We start from the raw sequence: 16,571 nt of genomic DNA, 5'->3' as shown, positions 1-16,571 counted from the left end.
GGTGGACCCTGTGCGACCCGACCCCTGGCCGGCGGACGAGGCGCTGCTACTTGGCGTCGTCGCGCAGATCTGCCTGGAAGCTGCCCGGGGTCTGGCCCACGATCTCCGTGAACGCCTCGATGAGGCTGGAGGGATTGGACCACCCGCACTCCATCGCGGTCTCGGTGACGGAGCGGCCGTCGGCGAGATGAATCAAAGCGTGATGAATGCGCAGAATCGTGCGCCAGCGGTGGAAGCTCATGCCCAGTTCGGTGTGGAACAGGCGGCTCAGGGTGCGTGTCCCCGCTCCTGCGGTGCGCCCCAACTCGACCAGGGTCGCGGTCCGGCCGGGATCGGCGTGCAGGAGATCGGTGACGGCGCGCAGACGGTCGTCGCGCGGTTCCGGCAGGTGCAGGGACTGCTCCGGAGCCTCGGCAAGCTCGTCGATTGCCACCGCACGCAGCCGATCGTAGGCGTCGGGAGGCATCTCCCGCCGATCGGTCAGTACCAGAAGGGCCTCCCGCAGCAGGGGACTTACCGCCGACACGCAGGGGTACGCCACGAGCGCACCGCACAGGCCTGCCGGGATGGTGACCAGGCGGACGTCGGTCCTGCCGTAGAAGCGATGGGAATGCTCGAATCCGGGCGGCGTCCACGTCACCCTGTGGGCGGGGGCCACCCAGGTCCCGTGCTCGGTCGTGGTGGCCAGAGCACCTGCCGCCGCGTACACCAGTTGGCCGTGGACGTGGGAGTGAGCGCCGACGCGGTACCCGTGCGGGAGCCACCCCCTACCACGAACCGACGCTATCCGCGGCGTCGAGGACGGCGGCGAAGTTGGGCGGGGTCCCCTCATGCAGCCCCAATTTACCAGTGGCACATGTCCTGCAGCGGGCCGGAGATTACTCCCTGCGCACCGAGTACGTACCCGCGCTCCGCGAGTAGACCGCGCGTAATCGCGCAAGGCACAAGCAGCCGGCGCCTCCGTAACCGGCGGATGTCGACGTTGGCACCATCGGGCGGGACAAAAGCGGTTCGCCCAGTGGTAGGACGCCCACGTGCACAAGGGCGCGGACGGCGACGCGAGGCCGCCGTTGCCCTGGGCGTGCACGGTGTTCGGCGCGTCGGTGCGGCACGAGTTCTGTTGTCGGATTCGGGACGAGCCGGGTTTCACGGCCGAGCAACGCGCGCACGCCGCCGCCCTGGCGGCGCGGGCCGCCGCGGCGTTGCCCGAGCCCGCCGCCCTGCGGGCGAGCCTGCCCGGCGGCGTACAGGGTTCCGTGATCAACGAACTCCTCTGCCTGTCCTACCCCTTGTGGGACCGGGTGCGGTTCTGTCTCGATTCCCCCTTCGACGGCCTGGGGGCCGTTCTTGAGATGGCCTGAATTGAATTGACGAGATCCCGCACGAGCCTTTGGTTCGTGTGGGATTTCGGCGTTTCAGGGGTTATTCGCGCTGGTGTGCGGGCTGGGGGCGTGCGTTGTCGGGGCCGATCGCGTCGTCGTGTGGTCTCGGAGCGTGCCGAAGCGCCGACAACCGGGGCAGCTGTGCCTCGGGGCGGGATCGCGCGCACCAGTTGCTGATCAGGTTCCGCGAGGCCGCGACCTTGCGTCCGGGCCTGAAGAGCGGCAAGTGACCCGCCCGGTCGACGAGTTCCGCCAACTGCCCCTCCCACGAAGCCCGGCAGACGAGCAACCGGCCCTGATCCGGCGGGTCGAACACGACGGCGCCCGCGCTCGTCGTGCGAAAGTCCGTTCCGCGTGCGGAGGCGATCTCGCCGGGTGCGAGTCCGCAACCCGCGCCCAGCGCAAGAAGCGCGCGAGCGTCGAGCCGCCGCCGTCCGGCCGCTCGTCAACAGCCGGCCGGCGGTTTCCGGGCCGACATTCGTGGAGGAGTTGCGGTAAGGCACTCGACCTTGCCATGGGTCCGGGGCCCATGAAAAATTGTGGCCGACGCCGCGGTGTCAGGCCTGGTCGACCGGCCCTGCTGTCAGGCCAGGAGCGCGGCGTGCCGCCGCGCGGACTCGGCGGCTCGCGCCAGCGACTGCCGCGCCGATTCCTCGGCCAGCGGCACCAGGTCGGCCATGGCGGGTTTGACGGCCGCCATCGTGAGTTCGCGCGTGATGGTTTCGACCTGCAGGCCGAGTCCGCCGTCCAGCACCTTCTCCAGGTAGTTGGTGTCGAACTCGAAGCCGGCGCGCGGCGTGCCGGGGCGGTAGGAGCCGCCGCGCGAGGCCGCGACCACAACGTGCTTGCCCGACGGGGCGACGCCCTCGCCGAAGGTCCGCCCCGCCAGGATGATCTGGTCCAGCCAGGCCTTCAGGGTCGAGGGGATCGTGAAGTTGTACATGGGAGCGCCGATGAGGATGACGTCGGCCTTCTCGAATTCGGTGATGAGTTCCTCGCGCAGTGCGGGGACGGACTCGGCGGTGACGGTGGCGGCGTCCAGGTGCGGCACGGGGGCGGCGGCCAGGTCGCGGTATATGACGCTGCCTTGCGGGTGCGCCTCCTCCCAGACCTTGCGGAATGCGCTGGTGAGTTGGCGGGAGCCGGAGGCCTCCAGCGGGAACAGGGACGAGTCGATGTGCAGGAGAACGGCCATGGAAGGCACTCCTCGGGGTGGGCGCGCGGATGCGGTGGGGCCGGCACATCAAGGCACCGGGCGTCAGCTTCGTAAGCTGCTTATCTCACGATAGTAACTTACTTTTCCGCAGCTGCTAGGCCGGTGGGCGCTAACATGGGCGCATGACAAAGGGGCAGCAGGGGGACGCGGGGCAGTGCGCAGGAGCGGGCGGCGCCGTGGAAGACGTCTTCGCCCTTCTGGGCAAGCGCTGGAACGGCGTCATCCTCGCCAGCCTGATGAACGGCCCAGGCCGCTTCGCCGAACTGGGCCGCGCCGTCAACGGGATCAGCGAGCGCATGCTCGCCGACCGCCTCGCCGAACTCGGCGAGGCCGGCCTGGTGAGCCGCGAGGTGGACACCGGCCCGCCACTGCGCGTCACCTACCTCCTCACTCCTGCGGGGGAGGCATTGAGGCCGGCTCTGGAGGAGCTGGGCAGCTGGGCCGAGCAGTTCCTCGGGGCAGCCAGGCAGGGCGCTTGCCCCACCGTGCGGCAGCCGAAAGTGGCGAATCCCCGAAACGCATGACGTCCCGAACCAGCGCCCACCGGCCGAAGCCGCATCAGCGGCGGCGAAGCGGACTTGCGGATGTGTCGCGAGTGCGCGGTCGGCCTCCGCGAGTTCGGCCGGGTCACGGTGAGTCAGGGCGTCGTGTTGGCTTCCTGGCCCAGGGGTTGGTAGTCGTCTGGACGTCGAAGTAAAGCACGCCGGTTGCCCCCAGGGTCTCCAGAGGCTGCCTGACCACATATTGCGGCAGGCCCGTTGCGGCTGGGAGTTCGGCGGGCGTGGCTCGACCGTCGCGCCGGAGCAGAACGAGCAGCCGCTCCTCGTTCGGGTCGAGCGAGACGGGGCCGGTGGTCGACTCGCCCGCTGTCGGCCGGAGGGCGTTTCTTCGTCCGGGGCGAGAACGCTGATCCTCGTGAGCCGGCCGCGGGGGCCGCTGTAGAAGGAGAGCAGCACGCAGTGGGCGCCGGACAACCGACCATCAGCTACCATCTCGGCGCGCTGGAAACCCATTTGGGGGCCGAGTTGGTGGAACGGAGCCCCACCGGGGCGATCCTGACCGATGTCGGCACGATGGTTCTGGAGCATGCGGGCGCCGTGCTCGACCGGATCGACGCGGTCGAGGCGGATGTCGAGGCCCGGGCGAAGCACGGCGTGTCGACGCTGCGCGTCGGTGCCTTCCACTCCGCGGCCTCGCGCTTGCTCCCCCAGGCCGTGCGGGACGCCGCGATCGGTTCGGACGTGCGGATCGAGTTGATCGAGGCCGAGCCACTCGATCTGGTCGCACGTGTACGAGCCGGGTCGCTGCACTGCGCCGTGATCTACGACGTCGGTGGAGCCAGGGCCCGGTACGGCGCCGGCGTGCAGTCTGAAACCCTGTTCGACGATCCATACCGAGTGCTGCTCCCCGCATCGCACCCCCAGGCCCGGGCGGCGGGCCCGGTGGACATCGAACTGCCGGCCGACGACGGATGGATCGTCTCTCGCGGCTCGTACGACCCCAGCGACCAGACTCTTTTCGCGACCTGCCAGTCCCTTGGCTTCCGACCCCGGACCGTGCTCAGGACCGACGACTACGGTGTGGTCCACGGCTTCGTCGCGGCCGGCACCGCCGTCGCGCTCGTACCCGAACTCGCTGTGGAAGAGGGATACGACGTCGTCGTCCGCCCTGCCGTGCAGAACCTCGGCTCCCGCAGCGTCCGGTTCCTCGCCCTCCATGGCCCACAGTCCGCCCTGGTGACGCGGCTGCGAGGAACTGCACCGCGCGGCAGCGAACCGCAAGGTGCCCTGACCGAAGCGCACAGCCGGACGGGCGGCGCGCCGCCTTCCATAGACCATATGGAGCCCTGTCGAACGCCCCTCCATACCTGTAATGGCGCAAGGCTGTGAGGATTTGAGCCTGCGCGGTGGGCAGGCGCGGTGGGCAGGCGGGTCCGGAAAAGCGTGGTGTCCCGCTTTGGTGGACCCGTTCGCCGAGCAACGGACCTGCTTGCCGAGCATTCAGACGGCGCCGCACCGCGACAAGTCGGCTCGGCGGCCCGTTCCGCACGATGCGAAGGACTTCCCCCATGACCCGTTACGGCGCAATGTACGGCCCCGACGTCACGTTCCTGGGCGTCCCGCCGTGCGATCTGGATGAACACTCGACGTGGGATGACGCCCAGGTGGTCATCCTCGGCGCGCCCTACGACGGCGGAACCTCGTACCGCTCGGGCGCCCGGTTCGGGCCCAAGGCCATCCGGCAGGCCTGCTACCTCGAACACGAGGGCAGCCGGCCCTCCCTCGCGCTGGGCGTGGACGGACTTCTCGACCTGCGCGTCAAGGACGCCGGCGACGTCATGATGTTCAGCGGCAACGCGCAAGAGGCGCACGCCGCGTTGGAACAGGCGGTGAACACCGTCTCGGCCGCCGGCAGGATTCCCCTCGTACTCGGCGGCGACCACTCGATAGCCCTCCCCAACGTCACCGGCATCGCCCGCGCGATCGGATGGGGCCGGGTCTCGGTCGTCCACTTCGACGCCCACGCCGACACCGGCGACATCTGCCACGGTTCCCTCGTCGCCCACGGCCAGCCGATGCGCCGCCTCCTCGAATCGGGCGCGGCCCGCGGCGACCGTTTCCTGCAACTGGGCCTGCGCGGCTACTGGCCCGGCCCCGAGACTCTGGAATGGATGGCCGGACAGGGCATGCGCTCGTACGAGATGACCGAGATCGTGGAACGTGGCCTGGAGGCCTGCCTTGCCGAGGCGTCACGCACGGCACTGGACGACTGCGACGGCGTCCATCTCTCGGTGGACGTCGATGTCGTCGACCCCGGTATGGCCCCCGGAACCGGGACCCCGGAGCCCGGTGGCCTGACGTCCCGCCAACTCCTGGACGCGGTGCGCCGCCTGGCCTACGAACTGCCCATCGTCGGCGTCGAGGTCGTCGAGGTCGCCCCCGGCCACGACCACGCCGACATCACCGCGATGCTCGGCAGCCGCATCGCCCTCGAAGCACTGTCCGGCATCGCCCGCCGACAGGCCGAGAAGAACGGCCACTTGGCGTCGTGGGACCGTGGCCGACCCCTCCTCGAGCAATACGACACCGTCCACCGCGACTCGAACCGCCGGCACCGCGAAGCACCGCAGGGATGAACCGGCGGGCGAGCCCCCCGCGCGACCGGCCCTGCCTCGGTCGTCGCCGCGCACCCGAAGGAATAGCCGGGCATGGTCTTCCTGCCGGTCCTCTTCGGGACGACGTCCCGGGGAGAACACCCTCGCCGTGTCAGCCACACTGACGGCCCCGCTCACGGCGGCCGGCAGTCGCGCGCGCCGGTCGCCGTGAGTCGGGAACCACTCGGTGGGCCCGGTCGCGGGCGTCAGGTGGTCTTGCTCATCACGTGCTTGATCCGGGAGTAGGAGTCCAGCGCGCCCGGACCGTGTTCGCGGGGGATATCGAGCGCGTTCGGGCGCACAGCAGGACCACGTCCGTGGACTCGCTCTCGGGCACCGTGTCGTGGACGATGTCCCGACACACGTCGACCAGGGCGCGGCCCGCCCGGCACCGTCGACCGATCGAGCGCCGCAGTCGGCGCAGACCGGCGCCCGCCGAGTCCCCCTGGCGATCGAGGAACGCGCTGCCGTGGAAGACGAGGACCGAGGAGGCCTCCAGTTCCGACTCCGCCGTCTCGAACGGGATGCCGCCCACGCCCAGGGGCGACCCGGGCGGGCGTTCGAACAGGGCCGGTTCTCGACCGGGGGCGACGAGCAGTGGGGCGTGATGGCCGGCGTCCGCGAGAGGTCATGAACGTCCAGGCATCCTCGATGACCACCACGTCCCCGGCCATCAGGGCCGCGTCGTACGGACCTGTCGACAGTGACGGCATCTGCTCGCCCGCCGTGATCATGCCTTCGGGCTGGTCGCCACACACCGCGAAAAACGCGCGATCGTCCCCTGCGGCGCGGGAGCCACACCCTCCGAGTCCTCCCCCATGACGACAGCCACGTACAGGTCGACGGTCGCCGCTTTCCCCAGGGTCGGCACAAGCACGTCGACGATGGCCTGCGTCGTCCGCCGAACATCCAGATCGGCACCGATACGCGCCGCAGCCTCGTACATCGACCGCACCCGCAGGCGCAGCCGTCCAACCTCGTCTTCCGCGCCCATCGGAACACCTCCGGGTCCTGTCCACGGTACCCGCGCGGCCGACCGCGGCGCCCGCCGCACCGCTGCCCGCGGTCGATCGACCTCGTGGGGATCGGCGGCGCCGGGAGGGAGCTCGCGCAGGTCGTGAGGTGACCTCGACCTTCTTGACACACTTCCAAAAACGTTTTAGGTTCCGAATGTCACGACCCTGGCTTGAAAAGTGGTCTGCGAACACGGAGCGCGGACCGGTCCGGAAAGTGCGCGACGGTCCCCGTGTGCGCATGGGGCCGGTGTCTGCTCCGGCCGACGGGGGACGGCATTCGCCCCCGCTTTGGTATAGGGCATCCACCACCCACCGATCGGGAGGCAGTCTTGAGTGATCGCGAGGCGGGCGCACGGCGACGACCGGGCGACGGTCTGTGGGTCGCAATCCTCCAATCACCGGGATCCCCCGGTGACCCGGAGACCAACCTCGTCGAACTCCGTCGGACCGCCGAACGGGCCCGGCGCCAGGGTCTCGACCTTCTGGTCACACCGGAGATGTTCATCACCGGCTACGACATCGAGCAGCCGCTCGCCGATCTCGCGCGCAGCAACCTCCTCGACCCCGTTCGACGGATCGCGAGGTCATGCCGGGTCGCCATCGTCGTCTGCCTTCCGGAGATCGACTCGTCCGTTGAACCCCGGATGTACAACACGGCGTACTTCGTCGACTCCCACGGCGAGGTACGGGGTCGTCATCGGAAGTCGCATTTGTTCGGTGATCTCGACCGGCGCCTGTTCGAGCCCGGCGACAGGCCGTTCACGATGGTGGATTACCGCGGCGTGAAGATCGCCATGATGATCTGCTACGACGTCGAGTTTCCGGAGAACGTTCGAGCCGCCGCGATCGCCGGTGCTCATCTTGTCGCCGTTCCGACCGCACAGATGGAGCCGTTCGCATTCGTGGCGGACCATCTGATCCGTGTGCGCGCGTGGGAGAACCAGATATACGTCGCCTACGCGAACCACTCCGGCAAGGAGCGTGGAACGACGTACGTGGGTGGAAGCAGCGTGGTCGGTCCTTCGGGGGAGGTGCTGGCGAGGATCGAAACCGAGTCCGGCATGGCCGACGCGTGGATCGACACGACGGCCGTGGCAGCCGCCCAACGTGCGAACCCGTACCTGCACGACCGGCGTCCCGGCATGTACCGGGCCTTGGTCGACCCGAGCCACGCCACGAGCCCGCAGGGGTGACCCGCTCCTCGAAGGCCGAGTGGTCCCCGCGCAGGGCGTCGTTCGGACAGGAGCGAAGGGTCGCCCGGTGGGGTGCCCCTCGGGCGGACGACCTCGAAGGCGGGTCGTGGTCGGCGCCCGGACCGGCGTGTCGGTACCTGCTCGTCGTCACCCGCGTGTTCGACCGAGGATGCACGGAATTCGCGGCTCCGGCCGAGCGGTTCCGCGCGGCCCTCGTGTCTACGGCTCCGCCCTGGCCCTGGTGGAGCTGGCCCTGAGGTGGATCGCGCTGGGAACGGTGATCGGCTCGGTGACGGTCAGACCCTGGATGCGCTCCATGAGCATGTGTATGGCCGCCGCCCCCAACCGGGTCGGCCGAGGGTCGACGGCCGTGATGGCAGGGTCGCTCAAGCGCGCGGTCGAGCCGTCGACGCCGCCGACCACGAGGATGTCCTCGGGGACGCGCAGCCCTCGTTCCCGGCATGCCTGCAATACACCGGTCGAGTATCTTTCCGCGGAAGCGAACACGGCGTCCGGCGGCGCTTCGCCGTCCAGGAGTTCGATGGTCGCCCTGTAGGCGCTGAGTTCCAAAGCCACCAGCGGCACCGGCGTGACAAGTCGTCCTCGCCCGTTCGCCCAGCACCAGGACTCGTAGGCCGCCCGGGTCTCCAAGGCCCACGACCAGGTCGACTCGGCCCACAGCAACACGATTCTCCGCGCGCCCGCGGCCTTGAGGTGATCCAGCAGGGCCACGGTGCTGGCGGTCGTGTCGGCGCGGACGTAGAACGGGCGATCGGGACGACCGGCGTCGGGCTCGATGGTGACCACGGGCACGCCGACGCTTTCCAGCATGTCGATGCGAGGGTCCTCCTCGGACGGGTCGCAGATGATCACACCGTCCAGACCCATCTGTGCCCACTCCTCGGCCGTCTCCAGAGGCGGCGGGAACACGAGGGAGTTGCCACCCGCGAACGCCGCGCCGGCGCACGCCGACGCGATCTCGAGGTAGTAGTCGAGCCCGATCAACTCCGCCTCCGCCGGCGAACCGTCGGTCCGCGGAAGGATCAGCGCGACGGACTTGCGCGGCGTCCCGCGCAGATCCTGAGCCGCCCGGTTCGGGCGGTACCCCAGGGCCGCCGCGGTCTCTCGAACCCGTCGGCGGGTCTCGGCGTTGACCTCGCCCTTGTCGTTGAGGGCATGAGAGACGGTCGTGATGGACACTCCGGCGGTCTCCGCCACGTCCTTGATCGTCACTCGTTTTCCGGAACGCGCGGCCATCCGCACACCGTAGTCCATCGCGATTCGACCTGACCCCTTCACGCCCAAAACGTTTTGGGTTACGGTCTGGCCATGCGAATCTCATCACTGCGCGACGGCGCCATCCTCAACGCGAACGTGCACACGATGGATCCGGCGCGTCCCGCCGCCGAAGCGGTGGCGTGGCGTGACGGCCGGATCACCCTGGTGGGCACATCCAAAGAGGTCCTGGCCTCCCGGCCCTCCGGTTCCCTCGTGGATGCCCACGGAGGGACCGTCACCCCCGGCCTGATCGACTCCCACACGCACCCCATCTGGGGCGCCGAGTTGGCCCGAGGCGTCGACCTCGGCGGCCTGACCAGCTTCCGCGCCGTGTTGGCCGCGCTGCGGGCAGAGGCCGACGCGACGATCCGCAAAGGTGAACAGTGGATCTTCGCCTGGAACCTGGACTACGCCGCGCTCGAGGGGCGGCCGATCCGCGGCGTCGACTTCACCGATGCCGTGCACGCCATGCCGACCGTGGTCATGTTCCACGACCTCCACACCGGCGTGGCAACGGACGCCGCGCTCGCGCACGCCGGCATCGACGGGAGCGAGACGTTCGCCGATCAGTCGGTCGTGGTCGTGGACGCCGAAGGCCGGCCCACGGGCGAACTCCGCGAGCCCAGTGCCTACAACCTGCTCCTGCGGGCGTGCCCGAAGGTGACTCGCTCGCAACTGCGGGCACACACCACGCGCGTGTTGCGCGACTTCGCCCGCACCGGGCTCACCGGCGGCGTGGTCATGGACGGCTCCCTCGACACCCTCGACCTGCTGGCCGAGATCGAGACGACCGAGGATCTTCCCATCCGCCTGGACGTCGCCCTGTGGCACGAACCCGGGCGCGGGGACGACGGTGTCGAAGAGTTCGTCGCGCGACGGACCGACCGGGGGCGTCGATGGCGCACGGGCATGATCAAGCTGTTCCTCGACGGCGTCGTCGAGACGGGCACGGCATGGCTCTACGAGCCCGACACCTGTGGCCACAGCCACAAGTCCTACTGGACGGATCGAGAACGATTCGCGGACGTGGTGTCGCGATACGCCGCAGAGGGTTTCCAGATCGCCACGCACGCGATCGGCGACCGAGCGGTGGGGGAAGTCGTCGAAACGTATCGGAAGGTGGGGATCCTCGCCGCGAACGGCGCCCCCCATCGGATCGAGCACATCGAGACGCTGACCGACGCCGATCTGTCCGGCATGGGTCGGCTCGGCGCCACCGCGTCGATGCAACCACTCCAGATGCAATGGCGCCGCCACGATCGGTCGGACAAGTGGTCGTCCCGCCTGGGCCCCGATCGCGCGTCCCGGGCGTACCGGACGAGGGACATGCTGAACCTGGGTATCCCGCTGACACTCGGTTCCGACTGGCCGGTGGCGCCGTTCGACCCACGTGTCGGGATGGCCTGGGCACAACTGAGGCGCCCCCCGGGCCTCGCAGGCAGCGCGGTCTTCGAACCGCATCAGGTCCTGCGACCCGCCGAGGCCCTGCACGGCTACACGGCCGCAGCCGCGAAGGCACTCGGCGACACCTCGCGCGGCCGCGTCGTCGAAGGCATGGCCGCCGACCTCACCTGCTTCGGCGGCGACCCCCTCCGGGTCCCCGCCGACGAACTGCCGGAACTGCCCGTGCTCGCCACTATCGTCGACGGCGGGTGCTCGTTCAGAGAGGAAAGACCATGAACGGCTCCGCGCAGGAACCCTCGAAGGAACTGCGACCCAACGCGCTCGGCATGTGGGATCTGGTGTTCTTCGTCGTCGCGGCGGCCGCGCCACTGGCGGTCATGTCGGGCGTGGCGCCACTCGCGATCCAGTTCGGGGGCATCGGAGCACCGGGCGGCTATCTGCTCGGCGGCATCGTGATGTTCGTGTTCGCGGTCGGCTTCACCGCGATGACCCGGTACGTCCCCAACCCCGGCGCCTTCTACGCCTACATCTCGCAGGGACTCGGCCGCGTCGTCGGCGGAGGCGCCGCCTTCGTGGCTCTCGCCTCCTACATCCCCATCGCCGTCGGATTCGTTCCCGCCATCGGCGTATTCGCCCAACAGAGCGCCGAATCGGTGTTCGGACTCCACGTGCCCTGGGGCGTGTGGGCCACGATCGGCGGTGCGATCGTCGCGATCCTCGGCTACCTCAACGTGACCCTGAGCGCCAAGGTGCTGGGAACGATCCTCGTCCTCGAGGTCCTGGTCCTCCTCGTCTTCACCGTGCCTGTCATCGTCCGAGGCGGTGCGGAAGGGCTCAGTCTCGACGGCTTCAGCCCCGGAAACATCTTCGCGCCGGGCGTGGGCGGCCTGTTCGTGCTTTCCTTCGGAGCCTTCCTGGGATTCGAGTCGACCGCCATCTACCGCGGCGAGACCAGGGACGGCAAGAAGGCGGTACCCAGGGCGACGTACATCGCGGTCGGCTTCCTGGCTGTGTTCTACTCCCTCGTCGTCTGGGCCGTGATCATGTCGTTCGGCGAATCCCAGGCCGTCGAGGCCGCCGGCTCCGATCCGGCCGACATGTTCTTCGTCGCGATGACCCGATGGGTGGGCAAACCCCTCAGCGACGCGATGCACCTGCTCCTGGTGACCAGTGCCCTGGCTTCCGTACTCGCGGTGCACAACGCCTCGGCCCGATACCTGCACGCTCTCGCGCGCGATCGTGTACTGCCTCGCGTCCTCGCCGGAACCGACCCGAGGACGCACTCGCCCGCCAACGCGAGCCTGCTCGTCACGGCCCTCACCGTCCTTGGCGTCGGCGGCTTCCAACTGTTCGGCGCCGACCCGTACCTCCAGACGTTCCTGTGGCTCAACGGCATCGGCATCGCCGGAATCATCGGACTCCAGGTCCTGTGCTCCATCGCGATCATCGTGTTCTTCGCCCGTGACTCCCACGGCGTGGGCATCGTTCGGCGGCTCATCGCGCCCACCGTGGCCGCCGTCGCGCTCACCGCAGCCCTCTACCTCATCGTCGAGAACTTCTCCGTCCTCACCGGAGCCGGGACGGCCACCAACACCGTCCTGCTCCTCGTCGTACCGGTGGCCTTCCTCGTCGGCGCGGCGGCGACGCGGCGCGCGAGGCGGGTCCACCACGAGCCGCAACCGGTCCTTTCGCACGACGACGTGCTCGCGCAGGCGCCGGGCCGAACCGAGGGAGCGTAATATGCACGCCTACGACGCAGCCGGCGACGACGCGAATCCGACTCGATGCGTGATCGTGCCCGCGGGCCGGGGCACCGCGGTCGACGTGCGCCGCGGGCAGACGTTTCGTGTCGTCAACACCTCCGGCACACAGGTGGTGGATCTCTGGGCTCACGCGCGAGACGAGCCGGGCGAGTATCTGGGCCTCTCGCAGTGCAGGGAGGTGCTGCAGCGGATCCACTTCCGACCGGGGGACACGCTGTCGACGAATCGCTACCGGGCCTGCCTCACTGTCGTCGACGACACCTCGGGTATCGACCACGACACCCTGATCGCACCCTGCCGGACCGAAACGTACCTGAACGTCGGCCTCCCGGGGACACATCGGAGCTGCACCGCCAACCACGCACAGGCGTTGCCGCAGTGGCCGGCCGTCGACCCGCCGCAGCCTTGGAACCTGTTCATGACAGCGGAGGTGGAGCCGGGCGGGAAGATCGTCTACAAACGACCACCGTTCCGTCCGGGCATGTACGTCGAACTGCGCGCGGAGATGGATCTGATGCTCGTGGTGTCATCCTGTCCCGACGATCACTACCCGACCAACGGCGGCGACGGTTCGCCCCGGGACTTCGAGATCCTCGTCGATCCCTGACCTTCGCCGCTCGTCCGCGGATGCGACGCATCACCCCGGCGGCCTCGCGGCGGACCGCGCCTTCCCGGCCGGCCGGGTCCGGCCCCCTCCCGCACACCTGACGACGGGGCCGCGGGATCGACCGGGCAGCCGCGGCCGGCCGAGGCAACCAGTGCGCCCGCGATGACCGATCATGAGCGTCCGCACCCATCCGATCGGCGGGGGCGTCCGCTCCCGTGGAGACCCATCCCTCGCCGCCCGAGGCCGCGTCCCGGTCGCCGGAACGGTGGAGTGGGCGGGCCAGCGTACGTCGCTCTCGTGGCCGGCGATCGCGAGCCGGTTGGCGATGTAGTAGAGCGGGCGCTGGAGTTGCACCTGGGGCAGTTCGACGTTGTGCGCGGGTATGCCCTGCATGCGTGCGCGGGCGTTGCGGAAGTGGTCCATGAAGCCGCCGAAGTCGCGGATCTGCGGCGGGTTCGGCAGCGGCGCCCGCCACCGTACGTCGGTCACGTCGACGACGGCCGCCTCGGGCGGGTCGGCGAGGATCCGGTCGATGGCCTCCCGGGCCCGGTCGCCGCCCTCGATGATGTGCAGCATCGAGGCCAGGAGCGGGCCGCTCTCGGCGGGCAGGGCGTAGGCGGCGGCGCGGTCGAGGAGGACGAGCCGTTGCTCGTGCTCCACCACGGCCGCGGCGTGGTCGCCCGTGTCGTACCCGACGGTGGCAAGTTTCACGGTGTCCTCCTGGTGAATGGGGCCGGGTCACACGAACGCGACGACGCGGGCGGGGGCGGCGCTTGCCCGGGCCAGTTTCAGCGGGAAGAACGCCACCTTGAAGCCGGCGGGCGGAAGGGTCGCCAGGTTGGCGAGTTGCTGGACGATGACCGCGTCGCGCTCGAGGTCGAAGGTCTCGCTCGCGAATTCCTCCTCGAGCTCGTCTCTCATCTCCAGGTAGCGGGGGTGATCGATGGTTCCGGCGGCGCGCTTGAGGTCGAGTATCAGGTCGATGTCGGCGGCCGTGACAGGTCGCCAGGTGAGGTCGTCGCCGGCCTTGGGCAGGTCGACGGTCGGCGGAGCGGTCACCCGGTCGCGCAATGCTCGGAGTCGGGGGTTGTGATCTGCTGTCCCGGTCACGGGAAACTGCGGACGGTCGGGATCCGGATGCGCAGGCGCCGGACACCTGGCCGGTCACGAACAGCCGGGACGGCATCGCACGGCGGATCTTCCGCGTGCCGCTGCCCGCCTTGTTCTCCGCGGACTCCCCCGAACTCCCCCTGTTGCACTTCCTCTTCCACATTCGATCCGGCACCGGCCCGGAAACGCTCATCGCCACCACAGGAGGCGCCCAGGACACCCGCGTAGTCGGCGGCACACAGCAGATCTCCGCACCGGGCGATGCGGTCAGGCAGGGCGCTGTAGTCCAAACCGTCCGTCAGGACGACGCCGACGTGGCGGTCGAGTTCGAGGGCGGCAGCGTGACGTCCCGGCGAGTTGTCGTCGCCGTGCCGCAGACCCCGGCGGGTCGACTCCGCTACACGCCGGCGCCGCCCGCCTTGCGTGACGGGCTCATCCGGCAGGTGCCGGCCGGATCGGTGACCGAGTGACGTATTGCAGCGGGCCCGACGAAATCCCCGGGCTCGGCGGCGACGGCACGCAGGGACGTCCGCACCACTCCGCCACGGGCCGGCGCGTTGCGTGCGGCCGCGACCGGCTGATCGCGACGCACCGGAGCCTCGACGTACGACATGGCACCCCTCCCGGTCGGACGACCGAGATTTCGTCGTGCCCGGTCCGTTGTCCGAGGCCTGCCGTCAGCCTGCTTCGGCATCGAGACCGGCTGCGCGCAGATAGTCGCCGATGGCCGTGTGATTCTTCGTGAGGCACTCGATCTTCTCGGCCATGCGATCGCGTACCTGCTCGAGGGTGGCAACCATGTCCGGCGTCAGATAGGGCATGTGAATCGTTCTCGGGCTGTCCAGGCACGGCAGGATCTGCCTGATGATCCTCGTCGGCAGACCGACGTCGAGCAAACCCCTGATCTGGCGGACCCGATCGACCACGTAGTCGTCGTAGTCCCGGTATCCGTTGGGCAGACGCTCCGACACGATCAGATTCCGCGCCTCGTAGTAGCGCAACATGCGCACCGGCGTGTCCGTGCGCTTCGACAGCTCACCGATCATCACGTGCGAACCTCCCCCACGAACGGCGCAAGTCCTCGACTTGACCCTGACATTGATGTCATCCGTCGATCGTATGGCCATGCCGAGAACGGATCGCACCACCTCGATTGCCGCCCCTGCCACACGGTTTCCCCTCGCGGGGCTGCTGGCACTGGGCACCGCAGGACTGATCACCCTCCTGACCGAGACGATGCCCGCCGGAGTACTGCCCGCGATGAGCCACGACCTGGGGGTGAGCGAGTCGGCAGCCGGTCAGACGGTCACGGCCTTCGCCCTGGGGGCGCTGCTGTCGGCCCTCCCCCTGACGCGAGCGACCATCGGATGGCCACGCCGACACCTGCTGCTGTCCGCGGTGTCGGGATTCGCTGTGACCAACACGATCACGGCCCTCTCGCACAACTTCCCCCTCACGCTTGCGTCCCGCTTCATCGGAGGTGTCGTCGCGGGACTGCTCTGGGCCCTGCTCGCCGGGTACGCCCGTCGCATGGTCGCTCCGCACCAACGCGGCAGGGCCATGGCAATCGCGATGGCAGGCACTCCCGTCGCACTCTCGGTCGGTGTACCCGCCGCCGCGTTCCTCGCGAAAGTCGTCGGCTGGCGTTTCGCCTTCGGACTCACGACAGCAGCCACCCTGGCGCTGATCGTCTGGATCATCGCTGCCGTTCCCAACTTCCCGGGACGACCCAAGGGGTCCCGGCTCCCGCTCGCCCGAACCCTGCGCATCCCCGGTGTCGCCCCCATACTCCTCGTGACACTGACTTTCGTACTCGCGCACAACACCCTCTACACCTACATCGCACCCTTCCTCGACGCGCTCGGCATGGCGGACCGGGTCGACGCCGTCCTCCTCACCTTCGGAGTGCTGTCGTTGGCGAGTATCTGGATCACCGGCGCGCTCATCGATCGACACCTGCGCACCCTCATGATCAGCAGTTGTGCCCTCTTCGCCACGGCGGCTCTGCTCCTGGGAGTCTTCACCGGCTCCCCCGTACCTGTCTTCGTCGGCACCGCCGTGTGGGGGCTCGCGTTCGGCGGCACGGCGACCCTGCTACAGACGGCTGTCGCCGAAGCAGCCGATGCGGCCGGGGACGTGGCCCAATCCCTGCTCGTGACCGGTTGGAACATCGGCATCGCCGGCAGCGGCATCCTCGGTGCACTCCTGCTCGGCGGACCCGGAGCGAACTACCTCGCCTGGGCCGCCATCGCACTCTTGCTACCGACTCTCGCGATCGTCGTCGGCGCACGCAGGAACGCATTCCCCGCGCGCCCACTCCACCACGCCGAAACAACGCCAAGATGAGAGCACTCCTTCTCTGATGTGACCGCAGCCCTGACGCCCAGGCAGCGACGATCGTGTTCGCAACCTGTGGCGTCCGGAGCCCCTTCCTCGATTCCCGCCTAC

17 protein-coding genes and 1 pseudogene are annotated in these 16,571 nt (G+C 69.2%); 10 read left to right on the top strand and 8 right to left on the bottom strand.

Going from position 1 to position 16,571, the window contains the following annotated elements:
- Positions 1–46: 46 nt before the first annotated feature.
- The gene (locus ACIBM5_RS17185; protein WP_396007606.1) at positions 47–832 is read right to left on the bottom strand and encodes a helix-turn-helix domain-containing protein; all 786 of its coding nucleotides are present in this window, start codon (positions 830–832) and stop codon (positions 47–49) included.
- A gap of 202 nt (positions 833–1,034) precedes the next feature.
- Here ACIBM5_RS17185 and ACIBM5_RS17180 point away from each other — a divergent pair, with 202 nt between their 5' ends.
- Entirely contained in the window at positions 1,035–1,361 is a 327-nt protein-coding gene (locus ACIBM5_RS17180; protein WP_396007605.1) for a hypothetical protein, read from the top strand.
- A gap of 604 nt (positions 1,362–1,965) precedes the next feature.
- On the opposite strand, the gene ACIBM5_RS17175 is transcribed toward ACIBM5_RS17180, so the two are convergent.
- Complete coding sequence (locus ACIBM5_RS17175; protein WP_396007604.1) at positions 1,966–2,577, bottom strand: FMN-dependent NADH-azoreductase; 612 nt, start codon at positions 2,575–2,577, stop codon at positions 1,966–1,968.
- Positions 2,578–2,720: 143 nt separating this feature from the next.
- On the opposite strand from ACIBM5_RS17175, the gene ACIBM5_RS17170 reads away from it, so the two are divergent.
- The 3 genes from ACIBM5_RS17170 (at position 2,721) to speB (ending at position 5,734) form a co-directional block, all read left to right on the top strand.
- Complete coding sequence (locus tag ACIBM5_RS17170; RefSeq protein WP_396007603.1) at positions 2,721–3,122, top strand: winged helix-turn-helix transcriptional regulator; 402 nt, start codon at positions 2,721–2,723, stop codon at positions 3,120–3,122.
- A gap of 435 nt (positions 3,123–3,557) precedes the next feature.
- Positions 3,558–4,487 (top strand): LysR family transcriptional regulator, encoded by a 930-nt coding sequence (locus ACIBM5_RS17165; RefSeq protein ID WP_396007602.1) that lies wholly within the window; start codon positions 3,558–3,560, stop codon positions 4,485–4,487.
- A 179-nt stretch (positions 4,488–4,666) separates the two neighbouring features.
- A complete protein-coding gene (gene speB / locus ACIBM5_RS17160) occupies positions 4,667–5,734 on the top strand; it encodes an agmatinase (RefSeq protein WP_396007601.1) in 1,068 nt (355 codons plus the stop codon).
- 241 nt (positions 5,735–5,975) lie between these two features.
- Here speB and ACIBM5_RS17155 read toward each other — a convergent pair.
- Together ACIBM5_RS17155 and ACIBM5_RS17150 are read right to left on the bottom strand one after the other, a co-directional pair.
- Positions 5,976–6,365 (bottom strand): annotated as a pseudogene (locus ACIBM5_RS17155) (SpoIIE family protein phosphatase); the annotation flags it as partial.
- A gap of 117 nt (positions 6,366–6,482) precedes the next feature.
- Positions 6,483–6,746, bottom strand: a complete 264-nt coding sequence (locus ACIBM5_RS17150; RefSeq protein ID WP_396007600.1) for a hypothetical protein — start codon at positions 6,744–6,746, stop codon at positions 6,483–6,485.
- A gap of 351 nt (positions 6,747–7,097) precedes the next feature.
- Here ACIBM5_RS17150 and ACIBM5_RS17145 point away from each other — a divergent pair, with 351 nt between their 5' ends.
- Positions 7,098–7,961: a carbon-nitrogen hydrolase family protein gene (locus ACIBM5_RS17145; RefSeq protein ID WP_396007599.1), complete on the top strand. Its 864-nt coding sequence runs from the start codon at positions 7,098–7,100 to the stop codon at positions 7,959–7,961.
- Between the two features lie 219 nt (positions 7,962–8,180).
- Here ACIBM5_RS17145 and ACIBM5_RS17140 read toward each other — a convergent pair whose 3' ends face one another.
- Complete coding sequence (locus ACIBM5_RS17140; RefSeq protein ID WP_396007598.1) at positions 8,181–9,218, bottom strand: LacI family DNA-binding transcriptional regulator; 1,038 nt, start codon at positions 9,216–9,218, stop codon at positions 8,181–8,183.
- A gap of 72 nt (positions 9,219–9,290) precedes the next feature.
- On the opposite strand from ACIBM5_RS17140, the gene ACIBM5_RS17135 reads away from it, so the two are divergent.
- From ACIBM5_RS17135 to ACIBM5_RS17125, 3 genes are read left to right on the top strand one after another with little or no spacing between them, the layout of a single operon-like run.
- Positions 9,291–10,919 carry an amidohydrolase gene (locus tag ACIBM5_RS17135; protein ID WP_396007597.1) on the top strand — a complete coding sequence of 543 codons (1,629 nt, stop codon included), beginning with the start codon at positions 9,291–9,293 and terminating at the stop codon, positions 10,917–10,919.
- A complete protein-coding gene (locus ACIBM5_RS17130) occupies positions 10,916–12,382 on the top strand; it encodes an APC family permease (RefSeq protein WP_396007596.1) in 1,467 nt (488 codons plus the stop codon). Before ACIBM5_RS17135 ends, ACIBM5_RS17130 begins: the two co-directional genes overlap by 4 nt.
- 1 nt (position 12,383) lies before the next feature.
- Positions 12,384–13,013, top strand: a complete 630-nt coding sequence (locus ACIBM5_RS17125) for a DUF1989 domain-containing protein (protein ID WP_396007595.1) — start codon at positions 12,384–12,386, stop codon at positions 13,011–13,013.
- 30 nt (positions 13,014–13,043) lie between these two features.
- On the opposite strand, the gene ACIBM5_RS17120 is transcribed toward ACIBM5_RS17125, so the two are convergent.
- Both ACIBM5_RS17120 and ACIBM5_RS17115 read right to left on the bottom strand, forming a co-directional pair.
- The gene (locus ACIBM5_RS17120; RefSeq protein WP_396007594.1) at positions 13,044–13,724 is read right to left on the bottom strand and encodes a hypothetical protein; all 681 of its coding nucleotides are present in this window, start codon (positions 13,722–13,724) and stop codon (positions 13,044–13,046) included.
- Positions 13,725–13,751: 27 nt separating this feature from the next.
- Positions 13,752–14,072 carry a hypothetical protein gene (locus ACIBM5_RS17115; RefSeq protein WP_396007593.1) on the bottom strand — a complete coding sequence of 107 codons (321 nt, stop codon included), beginning with the start codon at positions 14,070–14,072 and terminating at the stop codon, positions 13,752–13,754.
- Between the two features lie 11 nt (positions 14,073–14,083).
- Between ACIBM5_RS17115 and ACIBM5_RS17110 the strand changes: the two genes are divergently transcribed.
- Positions 14,084–14,593 carry an FAD-dependent oxidoreductase gene (locus tag ACIBM5_RS17110; protein WP_396007592.1) on the top strand — a complete coding sequence of 170 codons (510 nt, stop codon included), beginning with the start codon at positions 14,084–14,086 and terminating at the stop codon, positions 14,591–14,593.
- A 207-nt stretch (positions 14,594–14,800) separates the two neighbouring features.
- Here ACIBM5_RS17110 and ACIBM5_RS17105 read toward each other — a convergent pair whose 3' ends face one another.
- The gene (locus ACIBM5_RS17105; protein ID WP_396007591.1) at positions 14,801–15,172 is read right to left on the bottom strand and encodes a MerR family transcriptional regulator; all 372 of its coding nucleotides are present in this window, start codon (positions 15,170–15,172) and stop codon (positions 14,801–14,803) included.
- 76 nt (positions 15,173–15,248) lie between these two features.
- Between ACIBM5_RS17105 and ACIBM5_RS17100 the strand changes: the two genes are divergently transcribed.
- Complete coding sequence (locus ACIBM5_RS17100; RefSeq protein ID WP_396007590.1) at positions 15,249–16,469, top strand: MFS transporter; 1,221 nt, start codon at positions 15,249–15,251, stop codon at positions 16,467–16,469.
- The last annotated feature ends 102 nt before the right edge of the window (positions 16,470–16,571 follow it).

Source organism: Embleya sp. NPDC050493, from assembly GCF_044458105.1.
Classification (GTDB): Bacteria; Actinomycetota; Actinomycetes; order Streptomycetales; family Streptomycetaceae; genus Embleya.
Note: the sequence above shows the minus strand (reverse complement) of the source record. Positions and strands in the feature narration are given on the sequence as shown.

Coding starts and splice junctions, on each gene's coding strand:
- ACIBM5_RS17185 (WP_396007606.1), bottom strand. CDS start 832: ATGAGGGGACCCCGCCCAACTTCGCCGCCGTCCTCGACGCCGCGGATA.
- ACIBM5_RS17140 (WP_396007598.1), bottom strand. CDS start 9,218: ATGGCCGCGCGTTCCGGAAAACGAGTGACGATCAAGGACGTGGCGGAG.
- ACIBM5_RS17150 (WP_396007600.1), bottom strand. CDS start 6,746: ATGGGCGCGGAAGACGAGGTTGGACGGCTGCGCCTGCGGGTGCGGTCG.
- ACIBM5_RS17110 (WP_396007592.1), top strand. CDS start 14,084: ATGCTCGGAGTCGGGGGTTGTGATCTGCTGTCCCGGTCACGGGAAACT.
- ACIBM5_RS17125 (WP_396007595.1), top strand. CDS start 12,384: ATGCACGCCTACGACGCAGCCGGCGACGACGCGAATCCGACTCGATGC.
- ACIBM5_RS17135 (WP_396007597.1), top strand. CDS start 9,291: ATGCGAATCTCATCACTGCGCGACGGCGCCATCCTCAACGCGAACGTG.
- ACIBM5_RS17175 (WP_396007604.1), bottom strand. CDS start 2,577: ATGGCCGTTCTCCTGCACATCGACTCGTCCCTGTTCCCGCTGGAGGCC.
- ACIBM5_RS17100 (WP_396007590.1), top strand. CDS start 15,249: ATGCCGAGAACGGATCGCACCACCTCGATTGCCGCCCCTGCCACACGG.
- speB (WP_396007601.1), top strand. CDS start 4,667: ATGACCCGTTACGGCGCAATGTACGGCCCCGACGTCACGTTCCTGGGC.
- ACIBM5_RS17130 (WP_396007596.1), top strand. CDS start 10,916: ATGAACGGCTCCGCGCAGGAACCCTCGAAGGAACTGCGACCCAACGCG.
- ACIBM5_RS17170 (WP_396007603.1), top strand. CDS start 2,721: ATGACAAAGGGGCAGCAGGGGGACGCGGGGCAGTGCGCAGGAGCGGGC.